Origin of the sequence: Bacillus sonorensis NBRC 101234 = KCTC 13918 (assembly GCF_001592005.1) — a bacterium.
Taxonomy (GTDB): domain Bacteria; phylum Bacillota; class Bacilli; order Bacillales; family Bacillaceae; genus Bacillus; species Bacillus sonorensis.
In genome coordinates, this window is sequence record NZ_BCVZ01000018.1 from 66,297 (window position 1) to 87,182 (window position 20,886).

The window sequence follows — 20,886 nt, forward strand, 5'->3', positions numbered from 1 at the left end:
CGGTGTGAAGAGCCTTTTTTATGAAGGCTATATCTTGAAGTCTTTCAGCTCTTTGCGGGAAGATGGTACTTTGACTTTGCCGTCAATGATTTTTTGTTTCCATTCGTTGATTGCTTTGATGGTGTCCTTCGACAGATTATCAGTTGTCGGAGCGATGCCGACGCCGTCTTCCTTAAGGCCGTACGTGATGGTTTTGCCTCCGGGAAAATCGCCTTTGCTTGCTTTTTCAGTCAGGTCTTTGACGGCTACATCGACTTTTTTGATCATGGAGGTCAGTGTGACATTTGAGTCTGTTCCTTTGACCTGTCCTTCTGCATGCTGGTCTTTATCTACACCGATCACCCAGACGCTGCGGTTTTTATCTTCTTTTTTAAGGTTTTTCGCTTCGGTGAATACGCCGTTTCCGGTTCCGCCGGCTGCATGGTAAATCACATCTATGCCCGATTTGTACATGCTTTCAGCCGTTGCTTTCCCAAGGTCGGCTTTGTCAAAGGCGCCCGCATATTTGACCTGCACGGTCGCTTTTGGATCAGCGGCTTGTACGCCTGCACGGAAACCGGATTCAAACTTTTCGATCAATTCCGACTCCATTCCGCCGACAAAACCGATTTTTTTGGATTTGCTTGATAGGGCTGCGGCGACGCCGACTAGGAATGACCCTTCATGTTCATTGAATGTGATGCTTGCCACATTGTCTTTCTCAACGACAGCGTCGATGATGGCAAAGTGGCTGTCAGGGCGCTGTTCCGCAATTTCGCTGACGGCATCCTCCATCAGATAGCCGACGCCGTAAATCAGACTGAACTTTTCACGCGCCAATTTATTGAGATTTGTCGTATAATCTGCATCTGATTTAGACTGCAGATAGTCATATCCGTTTTTGCCTTTTTCCAGGTTGTTGGCTTTTCCAAAGGCCTGAATTCCTTCCCATGAGGATTGGTTAAATGATTTGTCGTCCACCCCTCCGACATCTGTTACCATGGCGACCGTAAACTGGTCTTTTCCCTTTTCTCCACTCGTCTTTTCTCCGCCTGCCCCGCATGCGGTCAAAATCGCGCCCGCCGCCAATACAAGCGAAAGAGCCAGTCCAGCTTTGCGTGTATTCAAGAAAAAACCCCCCCGTTTTGTTTTTGATCAGCCCGGGATGAACGTTCATTCGAATGAGACCATCGCCTCATCATGTTGAAGAAACGCCGGCATATCATCAAGCCGATCCCGATTTTCAGGAAATAAGACATCTGACTTATTTCACAATCAGCCAACCAATCATAATTTATCACTTTGTTCAGGATAAATAAATAGAAAATTGCTTAAATTTCAAAAAAACTGAGACTTTAACATGATACGTTCTCAGCTAGAAATCATTCTGAATCACGTGATAGTTACTCTTGTATAACACGTCTCATATCGATTCAAGCGCTTTGGCATCAGATGTGACAAGCTTTTTCGACAAAAAAATCCCCCTTCACAGAAAGGGGGGAGAGCCGGACTATAAATACTGGTTGATGACATTCATGTCGTTCGTATTTAATTTATATTGGAAAACGGGTCTCCCGATCGTTCCATAGGCCATTTCGACGTTAAGAACCTCGATTTCCTCCAGAAATTTCAAATACTTGCGGATCGATACCTGGGAGATTTCTGTATGATTGGCCAGGTCTTCAGTCGTGAATGTCAGGCTGTCAAACGATTTGATGCTTGACCAGATTAATTTTAGGGTGCTTTTGGTCAATCCCTTTGGCAGGTGGACTTTTTCAGGCGTCCGTCTTTTTTGAAAAAGCTCAAAATCGAGTTCTTTCTGGCTGATATTCCGGTTGCTTGCATAAATTTGCTGCTTTCGCTTGTAGTCGGTGAGGGCGGTTTGAAACCGCTCGAATTCAAATGGTTTGATTAAGTAATCGACGGCTCCGAAGCGAAGCGTTTTTTGAACAACGTCCATTTCGCTTGCGGCTGAAATGACGATTACATCGACCGCCTGGTTTTGGCGCCTGATTTCTGTCAAAAGCTCGACGCCGTTTCTGCCCGGCATGTAAATATCAAGCAGAATCAGGTCGACGTGGTGCTCGCGCAGGAAGGAGACCGCCTCTTGAAAAGAAGCGGCAATTCCCTTCAAGCGAAATCCGTCCACCTGGCTGAGGTAGCGTTTATTCAGTTCTCTCACCATTGGGTCGTCTTCGACAATTAATACGTCAATCATGGTCATCCTCCTTTGGTGCGTACGGAATGCGGAGACTGAATGTCGTTCCTTCATTCTTTTCGCTCGTCACGATAATATGTCCATTTAAATTTTCAAGACATTGTTCAACGAAATAAAGTCCCAATCCCCGATTTGATCCTTTTGTTGAAAAGCCCTGTTCAAACAGTTTCTCCTGGTCTTCCTCAGCTATGCCGACCCCCGTATCGCTCACCTCGATATCAAGATGGCCGTCATGATGCCTGAATGAAATCGAAATGTTCTTTTTCTCTGAAGCCGAGACGGCATCAAGGGCATTGTTGAGCAGATTGCCGATGACGGTGATCAAGTCATGAACCACTTCGGTATCCGCGGTGTCGGGGATTCTCGTCGAACAATGGACTTCCAAGGCGGCTCCCTGTTCCCTGATATAGCTTTGTTTGCCGAGAAGAAAGCCCGCGAGGACGGAATTTTTGATGTGGTTTATGATTTCGCTTGTTTCAGACTGCTGGTAGATCGCAATATCTTTTATATACTTCCCGAGTTCATCATAGTTCTTTAGTTGGACAAGTCCGAGAATGACATGGAGTTTGTTCATGAACTCATGGGATTGCGCCCTCAGTGCGTTTGCATACATTTTAACACCTGACAGCTGTTCAGCTAAGTGCTTAACTTCTGTTTTGTCCCGGAAGGTGGCGATGGCTCCGACGATGTCGCCTTTTTTTAAGTGGATCGGAACTTCGTTAAAGACAAGCTCAAGACCGTTGATTCTGACATCGCGGTCATTGACGGGCTTCTTGGTTTCAATCACTTGTTTCAGACGGTTGTTCGGCAGGAGGTTGCTCACATCCTGATCAATCGGATTTTCATTAATCCCCATTTTTTTAAAAAGCCGTTTTGCTTCAGCATTGGCAAGCTTGATTCTGCCTTTTTGATCAACGGCGAGAATTCCTTCCTTCGTCGATTCGAGCATGGCGCTACGCTCATTCAGCAATGTGGCAATTTCGTAGGGCTCCATTCCGAACATGATCGTTTTTACTTTTCTGGCTACAATGACGGCTCCGATAATGCCGACACAGATGCTGAGTATAATGACGGTATATAAAGGACGCAGGCTCCGGTTGATGATCTCTTGAATTTCATTCAGCGTGATTCCAACCGCAACGGCGCCGAGCTGTTTTCCTTTTTCATTAAAGACGGGAACAAACGCCCTCTGGGATACGCCGAGCGTCCCTTTTGCGGTACTGATGTGCTGATGTCCTTTCAGCGCCTCTTGTTCGTCGCCGCCGGCAAATTTCTTTCCGATTTTATGCGGATCGGGATGGGTTTTGCGGATGCTGTTCATATCCATGACAACGATAAATTCTGTTTTTGTTATCTTCTGAACGCGGGATGTGTAAGCTTGAAGTTTTTTGTATTCGCCGTTTTCAAGGGATTGAACCGTCAGCGGCGCTTCGGCGATCACCTGCGCCGTCTGAAGCGCGCTCGCCTGCTCCTGCTCCCGTATGTTTCTGGCCGTTTCAGATCCGATCATGAAAAATGTGATCAATAAAGAAATAAAGACGACAACACAGACAAATATCGTTAAGCGGGTCTGAAGTTTTAATGTTTTTTTCACTGGCGATTCCTCGCGATCTATTGGTAAAGTCAACAAGTAATACTTTACAGGCAAATGGCGGATTTGTGAAGAAAACTGCATGTCCTCATCCTGAAAACACAGATCAGATAAAAAATATGGAAAATATTCTTGTCAACAGGTGCTAAAGTCGTACATAATGAATGATGGAACATATCAGAAAGGGTCTTTTTTATGAAAAATACTTACATAACAGGTTATTTTCCGTTTTTCGCAATACTGCTTTTTAGTTCTTCACTGGCGATTTCAGCCGTTATCTATGCCATGCAGGTTTTGTCTTCTCTCGGCATTTACGAAGGCATGCTAGAGTTTTTTTCTGAGAACGGCATCAGGATGGCGCTGTTTGCCGTTTTTGCCCTTATCTTTTTTATGGTGTTTTCCGCGTTGAAATTAATCGCAAACACAGTGACAGAGCTTTCTCTTTTATTTTTTGCCAAAGATCCGGAAGGCGCCAACCTGAAGAAAATCAGGATCGGTTCCGCGATCTATCTCGGGGCAAGTCTTTTATCGTTTATTTTTGTCCAATATGCTGTAGGAATTGCGGTGCTTTTCCTGCTGGCGACGCTCGTTTATTTTATTTTCATCGTTTATGCCATCCACGGCACGCTTTCATTTGTTTCATTGATCGGCTTTATTATGTTTCAGCTGCTGTTCTGGTTTACTTTTGCAATTGGAACAATCTATCTCATGATGAAGCTTTACAACAGCATGATGGCCAGTCTGCCCGTATAAGCAGACAGCCGTAAAAAAACCGGAGCATGGACGGCCGTCCAGAGGCTCCGGTTTTTTTATGGCAGGAATCTCTTCCTGATATCAGGGCCGGGAATCATGCATGTCTCTTTTTGACCGAACCATTTATAGCGGTTCCGCGCAATCAGGCTGTAAACCGCGTCCCGCAGCGGCTTTGGAATGATGAGAAAAACGGCTGCTGCCCGCCACAGCCCGGGAAGGCTCTTTGCGACTTGCAGCACCGCCGATGACTTCATGTAGACGCGGCCGTTTTTTATGAGGATCAAGCTGTCAAAATGATCGGCGGGGAGCCGGTGTTGCTTGAGCAGCTTCCGGCCGATGTCAGATTGCAGAGAAGCGAATGAAAACAGGCCTTCAGGATCATGTTTGATGATCAATTGAACGGCTCCGTTGCAAAAATTGCATATCCCGTCAAAAAGGACGATATGATCAGGCATCTCTTTCATCTGCGGCCACCCCGTTTCATGCTTAATATGCGTTTTGCAGCGTTCCTTTCCAGATCAAAAGGTGAGGCGCTGCATTGTGAAGAAATTCCACATTGCCTTTGGCTTCTTTTCCAACCCAAACACTCATCGTATATGCATCTGTCAGTCCGACAAACCACAGATCCCTGTAGCTGTTGGATGTCCCTGTCTTACCGCCTACATATCCGCCGCTGAAATTCGCTTTTCGTCCGGTTCCTTCTTTGACAACAGCCGCCAGAAGTTCGCGCATTTGATTGTTCGTTCTAATGCTGAAGACCTGCTTCGGTTTGCTTTTCCATTTGAAAAGGGTTTTGCCTTTTAGATCCGTCACTTTTGTGATCGCATGATTGGCCGTGTAGCTGCCGTTATTGGCAAAGGTCGTATAGGCGTCCGCCATCTCCAGCGGTGAGAAACCGTCCGTGAACCCGCCCAGGGCAGCCGGGAGACGGTAGTCCCTCTGAACGATTTTTTCGAAATTAAACGGCTTCAAATAGCTGAACCCTTTTTGCACGCCTACCTGGTTTAGCATCCGCACGGCCGGTGTATTGTAGGAATATTTAAAGGCCGTTTTAAGCGAAACGGTTCCGTATGTTCTTTCATTATAGTTGTTCGGACAGTAATCCTTGCTGCAAAACTTGCTTGCGTCGATCATGCTGCCGGCCGTTGCACCGGTTTCCTCTATGTAAGGTCCGTAATCAAGGAGCGGTTTTATCGATGAACCGGGCTGTCTGTGAGCCTGATAGGCGAGATTGAAATTGTATTTCTGATATTGTTTCCCCCCTGACATTGCGACGATCTGATGTGTCTGGTGGTTGATGACCACCGCACCGCCTTGCACTCCTTCATACGGAAGCCGGCTGTTGACCTGCTGGACGACCCGCTCTTGCATCGCCGGATCGAGCGCCGTGTAGATTTTAATGCCTTTTGTCAGAAGGGCGGTGATCCGGTTGGAGAGCTCTTTTTCAATTTTTTTCTTTTCTTCTTTTGTTTTAGCCTTTTTCAGCCGTTCGTCAAATCCTTCGGAAGCGGATACCAGCTTTTTGAATTCATCATTGACATATGTCGCATAGTCGGGATAAGCGTCTTTCTTTTCTTTAATATTCAGCTTGATTTTTTGCTTAACCGCTTGTTTGTACTCTTTCCCGGAAATGACCCCGGCTTTTTTCAGCCCTTGAAGAAGCCGCTTTTGACGGGTTTTTGTGTAGTCAAAATGTTTTAAAGGATCATATAATGTAGGGTTATTAGGGATCGCGCAAATAAATGCCATTTCAGCAAGGCTGAGCGATTTCAGAGGCTTGCTGAAATAAAAAGAAGCCGCAGAGCCGATCCCGTAAACGCCATTGTTAAAATAAATCGTATTTAAATATTTCTCGAAAATTTCTTCTTTAGAAAACCTTTTTTCAAGCTGATAGGAATACAGGAGCTCAGTCAGCTTGCGGTCGAAGGAGCGTTCATGGCTCAAATACAAGTTTCGCGATAGCTGCTGTGTAATGGTGCTTGCTCCCTGGTCGATGCCGCCTTTTTTGAAATTGGCCGCGGCGGCCCGGACCATCCCGATAAAATCAAAGCCTTTATGCTGAAAGAAATGGCGGTCCTCTGACGTCAGAAACAGCTGTTTGACAGGATCGGGAATGTTTTGATAGGAGACGAACACCCGGTTCTGGTGATCTGAAACCATTTCAGAAATCAAAGCGCCGTCACGGTCGTACATGTAGCTGTTTTGTACAAGGCCGCTGTCTTTTATATCGATTTTTTCATCCAGCACACGATCCAATGGCTGCATGACCTGGGCCTCCTGCCCGGAGGCGACTAACATATATACAAAAATAGGAATTAACATGATGAGTAAAATCCACCCAATAATTGAACGCAACTTGGTCACTCTCTTTTCCGCAAATTTCTAGCCATATCGTACCATTCTTTTTGAACGGCGAGAAGGATATTTTTATAGATTTCCTGTTTTTTATGCAATGTCAGCTTGCTTTGGCTTCTGTTTTTTTCGCTTGAGACCTTTGAAAGAGCAAAAGGCAGGCTCCGCTGAAAAAGAGAAAAGCGGTAACGTAAAAGGCCGAAGAAATGCCAAAATGGCTGGAGATCATTCCGCCCAGAACCGGGCCGATCACATTGCCCAAAAATCTGAAACTGACATTGTAGCCAAGGACTTCCCCCTGTATGGCGCCCGGAGCCTGAACGCGGATGAAAGCCGTAATGCATGGTATCATTCCGCCCAGGGCGATGCCGAACAGGAAGCGGAAGATGACAAACATGTGATATGACGATGTCAAGCCTTGAGGGATAAAGAAGACCGCGGCCGCGAGCAAGAGGATGATCAAAATTTTTCCATAACCGAACCGGTCGCCTAAAGCGCCCCACTTTCTCGCGGACAGCAGGCTGCCAAGACCTGTGGCGGAAAAAGCCAACCCGGAAAAGAACGCCAGATGCCGAGTGCCGTGCAGCTCGCCGACATACAAGGCAAGAAGCGGCTGAATGCTGAAGGTTCCGATTTGAGTGATCGCCGTCAGCAGCATAACCGTGATCAGGGGCTGATTCCCTATAATCGTTTTTAATACCTGTTTTCTCGTATAAGGAGCGGATTGACCCCGGTTAACTTTCAGCGGCCGCTCTTTGACTCCGGCCAAGACGAGACAGACAGCCCCGAAAATGACGAATGACGTGATAAAAAAGGTATATGTAAAACCGACATGATCGGCAAGAAGCCCGCCGAGCAAAGGTCCGAATAATCCGCCCGAGACCGTGCCCATCTGCAAGGTGCCAAGCACTTTGCCAGCCGCTTTTTTCGGCGTCTGCGCGGAAATCATCGCCAAGGATGTTGGAATGAAGCCTGTGACCAGGCCCATCACCATTCTCAGAAAAAACAGCTGATATACAGACGTGACAAGAGACATGAGGAGAATGCTTGTTGCGATTCCGGAACCCGTGATCAGCAGTATCTTTTTGTAGCCGTGTTTATCGCCAAACCTTCCCCAAAAAGGGGAAACCAAAAAAGCCATTAAAAATGTGATGCCAAAGACATACCCGCTCCACTTTTCGGTAAATCCGTCCGGATGAGCACCGAGGGTCTTGATGTACAGGGAAAGGAACGGGAGGATCATGGTGGAGCTTGCCGCGACAAAAAAATTCGCAAACCACATAATCAAAAGGTTTTTCTTATAAACAGAGATGCGAATCACCTTCTTAAAAAATTGAATTCCATTCCATTATAAAGGAATCTTGGCAAGAGATGACGGAAGGAGCTCTCCAATTTAAACATGGCAGGCGTTTGAAAGAATTTTCAACATTTTCAGAAAATAATACTTAAATATAGAAATATAATGATATAATAAAAGAAATGAAAACGTGTCGGGCAGCAAGTCTTAGGGACGCAACGGGATAAATCCGGAAGATTCCTCAGAATGCTTTATATTGCGATAAGAAAGGGAGGTGTAAAAAGTGAAACCAAGCACCTTACTGATTATTGATTTTGAATTTACAATGCCTGAGGGGAAATATCATCCGCAAAATTTTTTTCCGGAAATCATTGAAGCAGGGATCGTAAAAGTGGTGGATGATGAGGTGGCGGAGACGTTTTCCAGCTATATCAAACCAAAGAAGTTTCCTAAATTGACGAGACGGTGCAAATCGTTTTTAAACATTACACAGGAAAAAGTTGATCAAGGCATGACGTTTCATTCATTTATTGACAAACTGAAGGAGCTTGATCCGGATCAAAACAGCGTCATTATCACATGGGGAAACATGGATATGAAAGTGTTGAAACAAAATTGTATGTTTAACCATGTTCCGTTTCCATTCAAAGGGGAAATGAGAGATCTGTCAATGGAGTACAAGGAATTTTTTGGCGACAAAACACTGACGAATTTGTGGAAAGCCGCCGAGGAATACGGCGATTTAGGAACGGGCAAACAGCATAAAGCGCTTGATGACGCGATGACGACATATAAATTATTTCAACTGGTGGAACGGGATAAACAATATTTGGAGAATCCGAAGCCAACGACGATCGGCGAAAGGATTGATCTTTCCAAAGTGTTTCCGCACGCCACGTAAAAAACCCAATCTTGGATAGAAGATTGGGTTATTTGTTTGGAAAATATTCTTTCTCGAGAACAGCGGCATGTTCAAGCGATTTTGCCGCATAATCTGAAGGATCGCGTAATAACTCTTTTTTAAAGCGGGTCAACGCGTCGCGGAGGGACTCTTCGTATTCCGGAACAGGACCGTCGAACGGCTTGACCATATGGTGCGGAATGTTTGTTTGTTCTCGGTAGGCAAGCGCCTTCCGCTCATGGAAAAAAGGTACGTCCGCATCCTTTGGATGATGAAGATCGCCCTGCTTCGGATGAGTAAGAACGGCGAGAATTTTGACCAGATAGTGCATCGGTTTAATATCGGTAATTTCTCCAATATAAACACCTGTTTTATAAAAGCCTTTCACCTTATCTCCGACTTGAAACTGATTCACTGCATCCGCCTCCTGATGGTATGATGGAATAAAAGGCAAGCATTGTAAAAAAATCGGGGAGGAAGAAAAATGCCGCCATTTCTGATTCAATTTATGCTGTATTTTCCTGAAGATAAAAGAGAATACATTCCTTCTTTTATCACGTTGGCGATTTTCTTGATCATCACTGTTTTAGTATTCCGGCTGATCGTCAAGCATTCCAGAATTGAAGCGAAAAAAGCCGAAAAGCTTGAAAAAACGCTGAACCAAGATGGGCATAAACGGTGAAAAGAGCCCCGGCTTCCTGCCGGGGTTCTTATGAAAAAGCCGTTTTTAACCGGTTCAGCCCTTCTTTTACGACAGACAGGGAACATCCGACATTCATTCTGACAAATCCTTCTCCACCCGGGCCGTATTTTGGGCCGGGCTCAAGGATGAGCTTTCCTTTATGAAGCAGCTTTTGCTTCAGCTCCTGATCGGAAAGGCCGAGCCCCCGGCAGTCGAGCCAAATCAAATAAGAAGCGTCAGGGGTCATCATCTTTACTTCGGGCAGCTCGCGGGCCAAAAAGCTGCGAACCTCTTCCATATTGTTTTCAATATAAGGAATTAAGCTGGCGAGCCAAGGTTCCCCTTTTGAGTAGGCGGCTTCAATTCCTGTAACGGCAAAAGTGTTTAAAGAACCCAGCCCCACGCGATGCATCGTTTTCATGAATGCGTTTCTCTTCGCCAGATCGGGTATGATGACGGCTGATGCCTGCAAACCCGCCAGATTAAACGTTTTGCTCGGGGCGATGCATGTGATGGAAAGCTCGGCTAATTCCCGGGAAATAGAAGCAAACGGGGTATGCTTCAATCCGCGGAGCATCAGGTCGGAATGAATTTCGTCCGAGATGACGGTTACCTGATGTGCAAGACAAAGCTCACCTAGTTTTGTCAGCTCATCCTTCGTCCAGGAACGGCCTGAAGGATTATGCGGATTACAAAGAATCAAGAGCTTCACATTCGGTTCCTGCAGCTTTGTCGCCAGATCATCAAAATCCATTTCATAGCGCCCGTTTTTTTCAATTAAAGGATTATGTAAAAGGGTGCGCCCGTTTTTCTTCACCATTTCAAAAAACGGAGTGTAAACCGGCGGCTGCACGATAACGCCGTCTCCCGGCTCTGTATACGTTTGAACAGCGATGCCAAGAGCGGTGACGATGCCGGGGCTGAACGTGATGAATGATGGATCGATCTCCCAGCCGTGCCTTGTGCCGAGCCATCCGGCAACAGCTTTTCTTGTGGCTTCATTTGCTGAAGTATAGCCAAACACGCCATGCTCTACGCGCTGCAGAAGGGCATCGATGACATCTTGGGGAGCGCGAAAGTCCATATCCGCCACCCACATCGGCAGCGCATCTTTCACACCGAACAGCTCCTGTGTCATATCCCACTTGACGGATTGCGTTCCGCGTCTATTATGTTCTGTATTAAAATCCATGATCTCACCTCATGTCTCTTTCATATGTTATACATTAACGAGGATGACAGGAGATTGCAATGTTTAATCAAAGAAAAATAAAAGGGAGTGGCAGCCATGGAATGGAGCCGTATTTTAGCTTGGGCATTCCAGCGTCATCTCAATCCGCTGAGCTGGTATATTCGGCCAGTCTTTTTGATTGTGCTTGTCTATTTTTGCTATAAACGAAGCTGGAAGGGCATTGCAGCCACATTTGTGCTGATGATGAGCAGCATGGTCTGGTTTCCTGAACCGGAAACGATCAACCGGGATATGCAGGTTGTGTTGGAGTATGAGCGCATGCTTCTTGCCGATCCTGTAAAGGCGATTCTCACCGTTATGTTGATGATGATGTTTCTCATCCTCATCGGAACGGCATTTTGGCGGCGGTCCATCAAGTGGGGGCTGGTGCTTGTGAATGTGACGCTCATCGGCAAGGTTGCGCTCTCATTATTATTCACCGGGGAAAGCGGCTGGGCGCCCCTGGGAAACACTCTATTTGGCCTGATTCTTGTAAACGGCATCGGCGCATATGTAATCGCAAGGCGAAAAAACAGAAAGGCGGATGTCTAAAACAAGCTTTTCTTCCCGGAAAGCCTGTGCCCTGTGGTACAATAGCTGTGTAAAATTACAGGGTAAGCGGTGATAAACATGGAAGAAAGTCAAGCAGCGATGCAAATCATCCAGACGGTAAAAAAATGGGACCCTTTTCAGGCAGGACAGGATTTTTATGAAACAGAGGCGGCGGAAATCGTTCAGGCCGTTTACACAGAAGACGATCCTGAACAGCTTGGGAAGACGATTCAAGCCGTTTTTGAAGTATCTTTTGATCAAGTGCTGCCCTTGGAGGACTGCATCAAGCTGGCGGAGAAGCTGCTCGTGATTAAAGATAGCAGCACTTGCTGACATAAAAGCGCGCGACGAGCTGCCGGTTTTCCGGCGGCCTTTAAAAAAACCGCCAAAACAGGCGGTTTTTTACGTGAGAATAAACTCCCCGATTTTGTCGGATACGTAATCAGGATTTTCTTCCGGGACAAGATGCCCGGTATCCTTTAAAGAAAAGAACCTTGAATCAGGCAGGTCCTGGTGCAGCCTTTTCCCAATCTGCACAGGAACGATGCGGTCTTCTTCCCCCCAGATTAAAAGAGAGGGCGTTTCAATTTTTTTCAGATCGTCAGGTGTTAAATCTCCTTCCCGATGGCGGATCAGCCGGGCGAGGGCCCTGAAAATCTGATCGTCGAGAAACGGCTTCAAATAGCCGTCGATCATTTCCTGATCGATCAAAGAGCTGTCATATACGACGTTCTTCAAATTTTTCAGTACGCCCTGTTTGGCAAGCCAGCGTTTAATGTATAAATAAAAATACGGAATATGGCTTCCGAAAATAAGCGACCGGGGCGACCGTTTCAAATATCCGGAACTGCACAGCAGGACGATCTTTTGAAACAATTCAGGCTTCTCTCTGACTGCATAAAGCGATATTTGACCGCCCATAGAATGGCCGACGAGAACGGCTTCCTTAATGTTCAGACCTTCAACCAGCTCGATGACCACCCTGGCCATATTCTGGTAAGAATAAATAAATGTCTGTGATTTTTCCGATTGGCCGAACGGAGGGAGGTCAATGGCGATTAAGTTGAATTCATCCTTCAAAAGCGGAATGATTTTTCTGTAGCAAAACGATGAGGAGAGAAAGCCGTGCAGTAATATCAGCGTTGTTTTGCCGGGATTTTCGTAATGTTCATAATATATATCAACCCCTTGAATCTTCTGTGTAGAAGGTTTTGTTAACAGCATAATCAAACTCACTCCGAATGGTTTTCTGTCCTGTAATGTGACCGGCTTCGCGTTGTCAGGCCAGCCTTTTTGTATGTTACTTATCGTACCCGAAAAAAATTTTTTCACGCTTTGATTTCGTTTTTTTACGGACTTACATTCACGGAAAATCGTGCTATAATATTCAGAAGATTTCTCGACAAAATAAAGGTGTGATAGCAGATGAAGTTAACAGAAAAAGAAACCGAAATTTTAGAAATTTTAGAGGAGAACAGCCGCCTGGAACCAGAAACGATCGCCAAGATGGCGAATATTTCCCAGGAAGAAACAAAAGCAATTATTGAAAAGCTTGAGAAAGAAAAGGTGATCATAGATTATTCGGCGATGATCGACTGGCGCAAAGTAGACGGCCATGAAGGCGTGACAGCGATGATTGATGTCAAAGTGACGCCGAAACGCGGCGTCGGGTTTGATGAAGTAGCGGAGCGCATCTACAGGTTTCAAGAAGTTGAATCCGTTTACTTAATGTCAGGCGTTTATGATTTATCTGTTGTCATCCGCGGCAGAACGATGTCGGATATTTCGCACTTCGTATCAGAAAAATTATCGACGCTGGAATCCGTCGTATCGACAACTACCCACTTTATTTTAAAGAAATACAAGCATGACGGTAAAGTTTTTGACTCCGGTGATGATGACAAAAGAATCGTGGTGTCTCCTTAAAATGAGATCAACGTATGTATCCAAAGCAGCACAGCAAATTAAACCGTCCGGGATCCGCAAATTTTTTGACCTTGCGTCCACAATGGAGGGCGTGATTTCCCTGGGCGTAGGTGAGCCTGACTTTGTCACGGCGTGGAATGTCCGCGAAGCCAGCATTATCTCCCTGGAACAGGGCTACACATCTTATACAGCCAATGCCGGTCTTCTGTCGTTAAGGAGGGAAATCAGCGGATATTTACACAAACGTTTTCATCTTGATTATTCACCGGAGAATGAGCTGATCGTGACCGTGGGGGCAAGCCAGGCGCTTGATATTGCGGTAAGGGCGATTTTAGATCCTGGTGAGGAAGTAATGATTCCGGAGCCTTGTTTTGTCGCCTATGAGGCGCTTGTTTCACTGGCGGGGGGCAAGCCGGTTCACATCCATACGACGGCAGAGCGCGGGTTTAAAGCGCGTCCTGAAGATTTTGAAGCTGCCCTGACGGAACGGACAAAAGCGATTATTCTTTGCACGCCATCAAATCCGACCGGGTCTGTTTATTCAAAAACAGAGCTGGAGGCAATTGCGGCTTTTGCGGAAAAGCATGATCTGATCGTCATCGCCGATGAAATTTATGCCGAGCTTACATATGATGAAGCATATACGAGCTTTGCCGAAATCAGCGGGATGAAAGAGCGGACGATTTTGATCTCCGGGTTTTCAAAAGGTTTTGCCATGACAGGCTGGCGCCTCGGATATGTCGCCGCTCCGGCTTTTTTAAGGGACCCGATGCTGAAAATCCATCAATATTCGATGATGTGCGCGCCGAGCATGGCGCAGTTTGCGGCTGAGGAGGCTCTGAAAAACGGTTTGGACGATGTCGAAAAGATGAGGAAAAGCTACCGGCGCAGACGGAACCTTTTTGTCGACGCATTGAATGAGATCGGGCTGGACTGCCACCATCCGGGAGGCGCATTTTACGCGTTCCCGTCCGTCAAAAAAACCGGCTTGAGCTCAGAAACGTTTGCCGAAGAGCTTCTCTTAAAAGAAAAGGTGGCCGTCGTACCCGGCAGTGTCTTCGGGCCGAGCGGCGAAGGCTATATCAGGTGCTCCTATGCGTCATCTCTTGAACAGCTTCAGGAAGCGCTGGTCAGAATGAAACGATTTGTTCAAAGCATATAACTAAAAAAAGCGGCACCTTTTATAAAGGTCCGCATCCAAAATAAGGGGGGAATACTAGAAAGCCTAATTTATTCTCAGTATTCCCTTTTTGCTTGATTTTAAACTTCTATTTTTGAAAAAAGTTTTTTGCTTAAAACCGACTTGTATGATATAATTTTTTATTGCGTATAAAAAGAGTAAATTCATAAGATTTAGGAGTTGTTAGTTATGACGGCAAAATTTGAAGTGGGCAGTGTTTACACTGGAAAAGTGACCGGATTACAGGCGTATGGAGCGTTTGTTGCCTTAGATGAAGAAACTCAGGGACTCGTGCATATTTCTGAAGTAACGCATGGTTTCGTTAAAGATATCAATGAACACTTGGCGATCGGCGACGAAGTGCAGGTGAAAGTACTTTCTGTAGACGAGGAAAAAGGGAAGATCAGCCTTTCTATCCGCGCTACACAGGCAGCTCCTGAACGTAAAGAAAGCAAGCCTAGAAAACAGAAGGCGGTTCAAGCTGAAGAAGCTTCAACTCCTCAAGGCTTCAACACGTTAAAAGATAAGCTTGAAGAGTGGATTGAGCAGTCAAACAGAAAAGACTTAATTAAAAAGTAAGGTTTAACACAAAAAACTCCGGTTTCAGACCGGAGTTTTTTTCATGTATCCGCTGATTTAGGTTTACCGCATTTCCGGCTGTTTCGCTTCATCACGGACGGTTTCCTCGTTAGGCTTAAAGAGAAGCCCGAGGTTGATTAAACCGGCAATACCCACAAGCGCGTAAATCGTCCGGGAGAAGGCGGATCCTGGACCTCCAAAAATAGCTGCGACCAAATCAAATTGAAAAAAACCAATCAGTCCCCAGTTAATAGCCCCAATAATCGTCAGTACTAATGCAATTCGTTGAATGGTGCTCATATACTTGTTCCTCCTTTTTTATATCATAAAACATTTATAGATTGTGACGGTTTTGGAAAGTTTATACGTGAAAGAGCAGATCGCTTTACATGGCGGAAGGTCTTTCAACATAATAGTGGTTAAAGGAGGAGATTGCATGGATAACTTTACATATTGGAATCCCACAAAACTCATATTCGGCCGGGGCGAAGTCGAAAAGCTTGCAGACGAAGTGAAAAACTACGGCCGGAATGTGCTGCTCGTATACGGAGGAGGCAGCATTAAACGAAACGGTTTATACGATCAAGTCGTCTCCATCCTCGAAAAAGCCGGGGTGAATGTTCATGAGCTGGCGGGCGTTGAGCCGAATCCCCGGGTTGCAACCGTGAATAAAGGTGCTGCCATTTGCAAAGAGAAGGGTATTGACTTCCTTTTGGCAGTCGGAGGCGGAAGCGTCATCGACTGTACAAAAGCGATCGCCGCAGGTGCAAAGTATGACGGAGACGCCTGGGATATCGTCACGAAAAAACATATCCCGACTGAGGCGCTGCCGTTTGGGACGGTATTGACATTGGCGGCGACAGGATCAGAAATGAATTCCGGGTCCGTTATTACAAATTGGGAAACCAATGAAAAATACGGATGGGGAAGCCCGCTGGTATTCCCTAAATTTTCGATCCTTGATCCGGTCAACACCTTCTCGGTTCCTAAAGACCATACGATCTACGGGATCGTTGACATGATGTCACACGTGTTTGAGCAATATTTTCACCATACGAAAAATACGCCGTATCAGGACCGGATGTGCGAATCCCTGTTAAAAACGGTCATTGAAACGGCTCCGAAACTGATAGAAGATCTGGAAAACTACGAACTGCGGGAAACGATCCTCTATACGGGTACAATTGCGCTTAACGGGATGCTGTCAATGGGCGCCCGGGGAGACTGGGCGACACATAACATCGAACACGCCGTTTCAGCGGTGTACGATATTCCGCATGCCGGAGGGCTCGCAATTCTCTTCCCGAACTGGATGAAACATACGCTGTCTGAAAATGTCGGCCGCTTTAAACAGCTCGCCGTGCGCGTCTTCGATATTGATGTTACGGGCAAAACAGATCGTGAAGTCGCTTTGGCGGGAATTGAAAAACTGTCTGAATTCTGGACCAGCCTGGGGGCGCCGAATCGCCTCGCAGATTACGACATCACGGATGAAAAGCTTGATGTGATTGCCGATAAAGCGATGGCAAATGGCGAGTTTGGCCGTTTTAAAACATTGAATAAAGAAGATGTTGTGTCTATTTTGAAGGCTTCTTTGTAAAATGCCGGCAAACGGCTCGGGAAGGACGGTCCTTCCCGGCCTTTTTTTTATATGTTGTCAATTTGACAAAAATCTAATGTTCGCTGAGAAAATCCGATTTTTCCGCGTGTGTCGCCTGATCTGTACCTTTTTCATCACTTGATTTCACAGTGGAGTTCATATAAAGTGAAAAGGGAAGAGGCTGTCGCCGAAAATCGACATGTCAAAAGCCCCGGCTGCATATAAATGAAAGCGCTGGCGGAATTTGAAGAAAACAGTGAGTACTGGAGGTTTATTAGATGACGCATGTCCGTTTTGATTACTCAAGAGCATTGCCTTTCTTTAAAGAAAAAGAACTTACATATTTGCGTGATTTCGTAAAAGTAGCCCACCACAGCATTCATGAAAAAACAGGTGCTGGAAGCGATTATTTAGGCTGGGTCAACCTTCCGACAGATTACGACAAGGACGAATTTGCGCGCATCAAAGCATGCGCCGAAAAAATTAAAAACGATTCCGACATTCTGCTCGTCGTTGGTATCGGCGGTTCATACCTCGGAGCCAGAGCTGCGATCGAAATGCTGAACCATTCATTCTACAACGTATTGCCGAAAGGAAAACGGAAGACGCCTCAGGTGATCTTCATCGGCAATAATATCAGCTCTTCTTATATGAGAGACGTGATGGATCTTCTCGAAGACGCCGATTTCTCCATCAACGTCATTTCCAAATCAGGAACGACGACAGAGCCGGCGATTGCTTTCCGGATTTTCCGCAAGCTTCTTGAAGAAAAATACGGAAAAGAAGAAGCAAAACGCCGTATTTATGCAACGACTGATAAGGCCCGCGGCGCATTAAAAACACTCGCCAATGAAGAAGGCTATGAATCATTCGTCATTCCGGACGATGTCGGCGGGCGTTATTCCGTTCTGACAGCAGTTGGCTTGCTGCCGATCGCCGTAAGCGGAGCCGATATTGATGAAATGATGAAAGGCGCTGCAGACGCCAGCAAAGACTTCGCTTCCTCAGAGCTGGAAGACAATCAGGCTTACCAATATGCAGCGGTCAGAAACATCCTTTACAACAAAGGCAAAACAATCGAGATGCTGATCAATTACGAGCCGGGCCTTCAGTACTTCGCTGAATGGTGGAAACAGCTGTTTGGCGAAAGCGAAGGAAAAGACGAAAAAGGAATTTATCCGTCTTCCGCCAACTTCTCCACCGACCTTCATTCTCTTGGACAATATGTGCAAGAAGGAAGAAGAGACTTGTTTGAAACGGTTGTAAACGTTGAAAACCCAAGACATGAGCTGACGATTGAAGAAGCGGAAAATGACCTGGACGGCTTGAACTACCTTGCCGGCAAAACGGTCGATTTCGTCAATAAAAAAGCGTTCCAGGGCACGATGCTTGCACATACGGACGGAAATGTTCCGAACCTGATTGTGAACGTACCGGAAATGAACGCTTATACATTCGGATATCTCGTCTATTTCTTTGAAAAAGCCTGCGCGATGAGCGGATACCTGCTTGGCGTCAATCCATTTGACCAGCCTGGGGTAGAAGCATACAAAGTCAACATGTTCGCCCTTCTCGGCAAACCTGGCTTCGAAGAGAAAAAAGCCGAGCTTGAAAAGCGTTTGAATCAGTAACATAAAAACAGCCTCCTGTGCTTATCGTGCGGGAGGCTGTTTTTATGTTTCTTAGGAAGGAGGTATGTTCAGGTACAGCGGAACCTACTGGATGAGCCCTGCAAATTGATCTCTTTGATCCGCTTTCGCAGACAGGGACGCCCGCTACAGATTCATCGGTACTATCATCGTTCAGCCGATTATAGAAGAGAGCGTCTGGAAAACGGTAGGAGCTGCTTTGATCTTTATCATCGTTCTGTTGTTGATTGAATACTTGAAAATGAAATTCGATTTTTTGGAAAATGTGATTTCTGGAAAGGCTGTAGTGTTGGTCGAAAATGGAGCACTCAATCTGAAAAATCTTAAAAAGCACAGGATGACCGTTGATCAGCTGGAAATGAGGCTGAGAACGCAAGGCATCTCCAAAATGTTTGATGTGAAAAACGTAACGCTGGAATCAAACGGTCAAATCGGCTATGAATTAACAGATGAGGCAAAACCGCTAACCGTGGGTGAGTTCAAAAATTTGCTGAAGCTCCATACCTCAGCCAAAAGCGCATCCGCAGACGACAACCTGTTCAAAGAAATTTCCGAAGGCCACCCGGAAAGCCATGACAAGCAATTGCAATGAAGATCCGCATGAATTTTTTCATACAGGACAGTCTAAAAAGCAAAAAGGAGTTTTTACATGATCAGCATCCCTTCCGACATAGAAAACCGTTCTTTTTCACTTTATCATTTGGAACAAACGCTGAAGCCGCTCGGTTACGTCATCAGCGGAGGCTGGGAGTATGACCGCGGCTTTTTTGATTATAAGCTCGATGATTCTGACGGATATCTTTTCTTGCGTCTTCCATTTGAGGCTGAAGACGGGCAGCTTGATTCACAGAATGCAACGGTCAAATTGGGCCGGCCGTTTCTGCTCCGCCATGTCTACCAGGAAGCGCTCGACGATCATGTGATACAGGGAAACTTCCGGGCATCTTTTGACCAATTTGCAGAGCCGAAGGAAAAAGACGCCGATATTCCTGATGTGTATCAGGACCTGGGGCGTTCTACCGTAAAAGAGCTGGAAAAAGCACTCTTATTCTAAAACGACAGCAGCTTATCCGATTTCTTGACCGTATAAGAAAAAGAAGGCGGCAGAATAGGGCCGTCTTTTTGCTGAACACCGACAATGAAAATATCGTCCTTCATAAAATGATGGACAACCTCTTTAAAAGTATTGCCCGCCATCCGTTCGGGAACGGGAATGGCGTGGATTTTCAAGTGAATGTCGGCTTCCTGAAAAATCGGCTCAGGAAGCTGACTTTTTATGAGAAAATGCTGGAGCATTGCCGTTTTCAAAAGCTCCGCCGTACTGATGATTTGATTGGCTCCTGCCCGCTCGGCATTTTTTCTTTGTTTTTCCGTTACGATTTCGACCACGCAATAAACGGAAGGATTGAGCCCTTTTACAGCAAGCAGTGTCAAGATCGACTGCATATCCGCGTCCGCTTCGTTTTTGTGCTGGTCGGCGGTGATAAACACGATCTCGGCCTCTTCAATGTTGGCTTTTTTTAAAACAGCATCATCTGCTGCATGTCCGCGGATGAAATGGATGTTTTCCATGAGGGGGCCCTCCCTTAATGTTTCGTCGATCAGCACGATCGTTTTGCTAGCATCGGCGGATTGCAATGTCCGCATCAATTTATTGGCTTTTTCATTCCAGCCGATCAAAATCATATGGCCGCTGCCCCTATAATGCACCTTGCCTTCCGTATAGCTCTGCTGTTTGCTGAACGCGGCTGTTGCCATCGTCGCGAAATACGCCGTGACAAATGCCGCTCCTAATAAAATAAGCAGCATGCCGACGGTTTTCCCCAAGGGAGTTTTCGGTACAAAATCGCCGTATCCGACCGTAGAAACCGTGATGAGCGCCCACCAGATTCCTTCAAAGACATTTGGAAATTGATCAGGCTCCACCAATGAAATCAGCTGACCGAACAACACGATCAATAAAAGAATGATGATTGCAACGCGAAGATATAACGGCCACCTGAGCCATGCGATAAACACGCGGTTTGATTTCATGCTTTTTCACCATCTTTCAAAAGAGAAAACGACAATATTTCTTTTATGATCGCATTTAATTTTTGATTGATGCTTTCTTTCCCGTACTGCTCGATCGCATGCCTGATGATGTCAGCCGTTTCATCTTCATAGTCAATCAGCGGCTCGTCTTTTTCCGATTCGTTGTAAAGCAGAATGAATGCATCGAGTCCTTCATTCATTTTGTCTATTGCCGTGCTTAATTGTTCTTTTTCTTGATCTGTTACTTTCACCGTGCCACCACCTGAATGAACTTTTTAAACAGTATGTCCCTCTTTTGCAAAAAATTTTCAGTGAATAACGATCCGCGCGTAACGGACAATAAATAGGAGTTCACTCTCCGA

The 20,886-nt window shown here is 45.9% G+C and carries 24 protein-coding genes; 12 read left to right on the plus strand and 12 right to left on the minus strand.

Annotated features, from left to right (window positions below; all coding sequences use genetic code 11):
- Positions 1-27 precede the first annotated feature (27 nt).
- The 3 genes from BTR1S_RS17105 to malK form a co-directional block, all read right to left on the minus strand.
- The gene (locus tag BTR1S_RS17105; RefSeq protein WP_006638876.1) at positions 28-1,107 is read right to left on the minus strand and encodes a BMP family lipoprotein; all 1,080 of its coding nucleotides are present in this window, start codon (positions 1,105-1,107) and stop codon (positions 28-30) included.
- A 382-nt stretch (positions 1,108-1,489) separates the two neighbouring features.
- Positions 1,490-2,197 (minus strand): two-component system response regulator MaeM, encoded by a 708-nt coding sequence (gene maeM, locus BTR1S_RS17110; protein WP_006638875.1) that lies wholly within the window; start codon positions 2,195-2,197, stop codon positions 1,490-1,492.
- Complete coding sequence (gene malK, locus BTR1S_RS17115; protein ID WP_029418725.1) at positions 2,190-3,791, minus strand: malate sensor histidine kinase MalK; 1,602 nt, start codon at positions 3,789-3,791, stop codon at positions 2,190-2,192. Before malK ends, maeM begins: the two co-directional genes overlap by 8 nt.
- 192 nt (positions 3,792-3,983) lie before the next feature.
- Between malK and BTR1S_RS17120 the strand changes: the two genes are divergently transcribed.
- Entirely contained in the window at positions 3,984-4,541 is a 558-nt protein-coding gene (locus BTR1S_RS17120) for a YufK family protein (RefSeq protein WP_029418724.1), read from the plus strand.
- Between the two features lie 56 nt (positions 4,542-4,597).
- Here the strand turns inward: BTR1S_RS17120 and BTR1S_RS17125 are convergent, their stop codons facing one another.
- The 3 genes from BTR1S_RS17125 to BTR1S_RS17135 form a co-directional block, all read right to left on the minus strand.
- Entirely contained in the window at positions 4,598-5,005 is a 408-nt protein-coding gene (locus tag BTR1S_RS17125; RefSeq protein ID WP_006638872.1) for a thiol-disulfide oxidoreductase DCC family protein, read from the minus strand.
- A gap of 22 nt (positions 5,006-5,027) precedes the next feature.
- Positions 5,028-6,863, minus strand: coding sequence for a transglycosylase domain-containing protein (locus BTR1S_RS17130; RefSeq protein WP_051397518.1), 1,836 nt, complete (start codon positions 6,861-6,863; stop codon positions 5,028-5,030).
- A gap of 133 nt (positions 6,864-6,996) precedes the next feature.
- Positions 6,997-8,175 (minus strand): MFS transporter, encoded by a 1,179-nt coding sequence (locus tag BTR1S_RS17135; protein WP_006638870.1) that lies wholly within the window; start codon positions 8,173-8,175, stop codon positions 6,997-6,999.
- A gap of 298 nt (positions 8,176-8,473) precedes the next feature.
- Here BTR1S_RS17135 and kapD point away from each other — a divergent pair, with 298 nt between their 5' ends.
- A complete protein-coding gene (kapD, locus tag BTR1S_RS17140) occupies positions 8,474-9,091 on the plus strand; it encodes a 3'-5' exonuclease KapD (RefSeq protein WP_006638869.1) in 618 nt (205 codons plus the stop codon).
- Positions 9,092-9,119: 28 nt separating this feature from the next.
- Here kapD and kapB read toward each other — a convergent pair whose 3' ends face one another.
- Entirely contained in the window at positions 9,120-9,506 is a 387-nt protein-coding gene (gene kapB / locus BTR1S_RS17145) for a kinase-associated lipoprotein KapB (RefSeq protein WP_006638868.1), read from the minus strand.
- Positions 9,507-9,575: 69 nt separating this feature from the next.
- Between kapB and BTR1S_RS17150 the strand changes: the two genes are divergently transcribed.
- Positions 9,576-9,773 (plus strand): hypothetical protein, encoded by a 198-nt coding sequence (locus BTR1S_RS17150; protein WP_006638867.1) that lies wholly within the window; start codon positions 9,576-9,578, stop codon positions 9,771-9,773.
- A gap of 28 nt (positions 9,774-9,801) precedes the next feature.
- On the opposite strand, the gene BTR1S_RS17155 is transcribed toward BTR1S_RS17150, so the two are convergent.
- Positions 9,802-10,965: a MalY/PatB family protein gene (locus tag BTR1S_RS17155; protein WP_029418722.1), complete on the minus strand. Its 1,164-nt coding sequence runs from the start codon at positions 10,963-10,965 to the stop codon at positions 9,802-9,804.
- A 96-nt stretch (positions 10,966-11,061) separates the two neighbouring features.
- Here BTR1S_RS17155 and BTR1S_RS17160 point away from each other — a divergent pair, with 96 nt between their 5' ends.
- Together BTR1S_RS17160 and BTR1S_RS17165 are read left to right on the plus strand one after the other, a co-directional pair.
- Positions 11,062-11,556 (plus strand): hypothetical protein, encoded by a 495-nt coding sequence (locus tag BTR1S_RS17160; protein WP_006638865.1) that lies wholly within the window; start codon positions 11,062-11,064, stop codon positions 11,554-11,556.
- A gap of 78 nt (positions 11,557-11,634) precedes the next feature.
- Entirely contained in the window at positions 11,635-11,889 is a 255-nt protein-coding gene (locus BTR1S_RS17165; protein WP_006638864.1) for a DUF1871 family protein, read from the plus strand.
- 69 nt (positions 11,890-11,958) lie between these two features.
- Here the strand turns inward: BTR1S_RS17165 and BTR1S_RS17170 are convergent, their stop codons facing one another.
- Positions 11,959-12,780 carry an alpha/beta fold hydrolase gene (locus BTR1S_RS17170; RefSeq protein WP_029418721.1) on the minus strand — a complete coding sequence of 274 codons (822 nt, stop codon included), beginning with the start codon at positions 12,778-12,780 and terminating at the stop codon, positions 11,959-11,961.
- A gap of 201 nt (positions 12,781-12,981) precedes the next feature.
- On the opposite strand from BTR1S_RS17170, the gene BTR1S_RS17175 reads away from it, so the two are divergent.
- The 3 genes from BTR1S_RS17175 (at position 12,982) to yugI (ending at position 15,241) form a co-directional block, all read left to right on the plus strand.
- Positions 12,982-13,482: an Lrp/AsnC family transcriptional regulator gene (locus BTR1S_RS17175; protein ID WP_003184796.1), complete on the plus strand. Its 501-nt coding sequence runs from the start codon at positions 12,982-12,984 to the stop codon at positions 13,480-13,482.
- A gap of 1 nt (position 13,483) precedes the next feature.
- A complete protein-coding gene (locus BTR1S_RS17180; protein WP_029418720.1) occupies positions 13,484-14,644 on the plus strand; it encodes an aminotransferase in 1,161 nt (386 codons plus the stop codon).
- 207 nt (positions 14,645-14,851) lie between these two features.
- Positions 14,852-15,241 carry a S1 domain-containing post-transcriptional regulator GSP13 gene (yugI, locus tag BTR1S_RS17185; RefSeq protein WP_006638861.1) on the plus strand — a complete coding sequence of 130 codons (390 nt, stop codon included), beginning with the start codon at positions 14,852-14,854 and terminating at the stop codon, positions 15,239-15,241.
- A gap of 63 nt (positions 15,242-15,304) precedes the next feature.
- Here the strand turns inward: yugI and BTR1S_RS17190 are convergent, their stop codons facing one another.
- Positions 15,305-15,541 carry a DUF378 domain-containing protein gene (locus BTR1S_RS17190; RefSeq protein WP_006638860.1) on the minus strand — a complete coding sequence of 79 codons (237 nt, stop codon included), beginning with the start codon at positions 15,539-15,541 and terminating at the stop codon, positions 15,305-15,307.
- 136 nt (positions 15,542-15,677) lie between these two features.
- Here BTR1S_RS17190 and BTR1S_RS17195 point away from each other — a divergent pair, with 136 nt between their 5' ends.
- The 4 genes from BTR1S_RS17195 (at position 15,678) to BTR1S_RS17210 (ending at position 19,544) form a co-directional block, all read left to right on the plus strand.
- Positions 15,678-16,841 (plus strand): iron-containing alcohol dehydrogenase, encoded by a 1,164-nt coding sequence (locus BTR1S_RS17195; protein ID WP_006638859.1) that lies wholly within the window; start codon positions 15,678-15,680, stop codon positions 16,839-16,841.
- A 278-nt stretch (positions 16,842-17,119) separates the two neighbouring features.
- Positions 17,120-18,472: a glucose-6-phosphate isomerase gene (locus BTR1S_RS17200; protein ID WP_029418719.1), complete on the plus strand. Its 1,353-nt coding sequence runs from the start codon at positions 17,120-17,122 to the stop codon at positions 18,470-18,472.
- A gap of 217 nt (positions 18,473-18,689) precedes the next feature.
- A complete protein-coding gene (locus BTR1S_RS17205; RefSeq protein WP_029418718.1) occupies positions 18,690-19,082 on the plus strand; it encodes a DUF421 domain-containing protein in 393 nt (130 codons plus the stop codon).
- 57 nt (positions 19,083-19,139) lie between these two features.
- Positions 19,140-19,544 (plus strand): YugN-like family protein, encoded by a 405-nt coding sequence (locus BTR1S_RS17210; RefSeq protein ID WP_006638856.1) that lies wholly within the window; start codon positions 19,140-19,142, stop codon positions 19,542-19,544.
- Here the strand turns inward: BTR1S_RS17210 and BTR1S_RS17215 are convergent.
- Together BTR1S_RS17215 and BTR1S_RS17220 are read right to left on the minus strand one after the other, a co-directional pair.
- On the minus strand, positions 19,541-20,524 hold the full coding sequence (locus BTR1S_RS17215; protein ID WP_006638855.1) for a potassium channel family protein: 984 nt from the start codon (positions 20,522-20,524) through the stop codon (positions 19,541-19,543). The two genes, BTR1S_RS17210 and BTR1S_RS17215, sit on opposite strands and share 4 nt — an antisense overlap.
- Complete coding sequence (locus BTR1S_RS17220) at positions 20,521-20,775, minus strand: hypothetical protein (RefSeq protein WP_006638854.1); 255 nt, start codon at positions 20,773-20,775, stop codon at positions 20,521-20,523. The genes BTR1S_RS17215 and BTR1S_RS17220 overlap by 4 nt, the downstream gene beginning before the upstream one ends.
- Positions 20,776-20,886 lie beyond the last annotated feature (111 nt).

What these genes read in the sequence shown, in the direction of transcription:
- BTR1S_RS17155 (WP_029418722.1), bottom strand. Translation starts at nt 10,965, where the DNA reads ATGGATTTTAATACAGAACATAATAGACGCGGAACGCAATCCGTCAAG.
- BTR1S_RS17120 (WP_029418724.1), top strand. Translation starts at nt 3,984, where the DNA reads ATGAAAAATACTTACATAACAGGTTATTTTCCGTTTTTCGCAATACTG.
- BTR1S_RS17160 (WP_006638865.1), top strand. Translation starts at nt 11,062, where the DNA reads ATGGAATGGAGCCGTATTTTAGCTTGGGCATTCCAGCGTCATCTCAAT.
- BTR1S_RS17180 (WP_029418720.1), top strand. Translation starts at nt 13,484, where the DNA reads ATGAGATCAACGTATGTATCCAAAGCAGCACAGCAAATTAAACCGTCC.
- BTR1S_RS17210 (WP_006638856.1), top strand. Translation starts at nt 19,140, where the DNA reads ATGATCAGCATCCCTTCCGACATAGAAAACCGTTCTTTTTCACTTTAT.
- BTR1S_RS17130 (WP_051397518.1), bottom strand. Translation starts at nt 6,863, where the DNA reads ATGTTAATTCCTATTTTTGTATATATGTTAGTCGCCTCCGGGCAGGAG.
- BTR1S_RS17125 (WP_006638872.1), bottom strand. Translation starts at nt 5,005, where the DNA reads ATGAAAGAGATGCCTGATCATATCGTCCTTTTTGACGGGATATGCAAT.
- yugI (WP_006638861.1), top strand. Translation starts at nt 14,852, where the DNA reads ATGACGGCAAAATTTGAAGTGGGCAGTGTTTACACTGGAAAAGTGACC.
- BTR1S_RS17165 (WP_006638864.1), top strand. Translation starts at nt 11,635, where the DNA reads ATGGAAGAAAGTCAAGCAGCGATGCAAATCATCCAGACGGTAAAAAAA.
- BTR1S_RS17175 (WP_003184796.1), top strand. Translation starts at nt 12,982, where the DNA reads ATGAAGTTAACAGAAAAAGAAACCGAAATTTTAGAAATTTTAGAGGAG.
- BTR1S_RS17195 (WP_006638859.1), top strand. Translation starts at nt 15,678, where the DNA reads ATGGATAACTTTACATATTGGAATCCCACAAAACTCATATTCGGCCGG.
- BTR1S_RS17200 (WP_029418719.1), top strand. Translation starts at nt 17,120, where the DNA reads ATGACGCATGTCCGTTTTGATTACTCAAGAGCATTGCCTTTCTTTAAA.
- BTR1S_RS17215 (WP_006638855.1), bottom strand. Translation starts at nt 20,524, where the DNA reads ATGAAATCAAACCGCGTGTTTATCGCATGGCTCAGGTGGCCGTTATAT.
- BTR1S_RS17150 (WP_006638867.1), top strand. Translation starts at nt 9,576, where the DNA reads ATGCCGCCATTTCTGATTCAATTTATGCTGTATTTTCCTGAAGATAAA.
- BTR1S_RS17190 (WP_006638860.1), bottom strand. Translation starts at nt 15,541, where the DNA reads ATGAGCACCATTCAACGAATTGCATTAGTACTGACGATTATTGGGGCT.
- BTR1S_RS17135 (WP_006638870.1), bottom strand. Translation starts at nt 8,175, where the DNA reads ATGTGGTTTGCGAATTTTTTTGTCGCGGCAAGCTCCACCATGATCCTC.
- maeM (WP_006638875.1), bottom strand. Translation starts at nt 2,197, where the DNA reads ATGATTGACGTATTAATTGTCGAAGACGACCCAATGGTGAGAGAACTG.
- BTR1S_RS17170 (WP_029418721.1), bottom strand. Translation starts at nt 12,780, where the DNA reads ATGCTGTTAACAAAACCTTCTACACAGAAGATTCAAGGGGTTGATATA.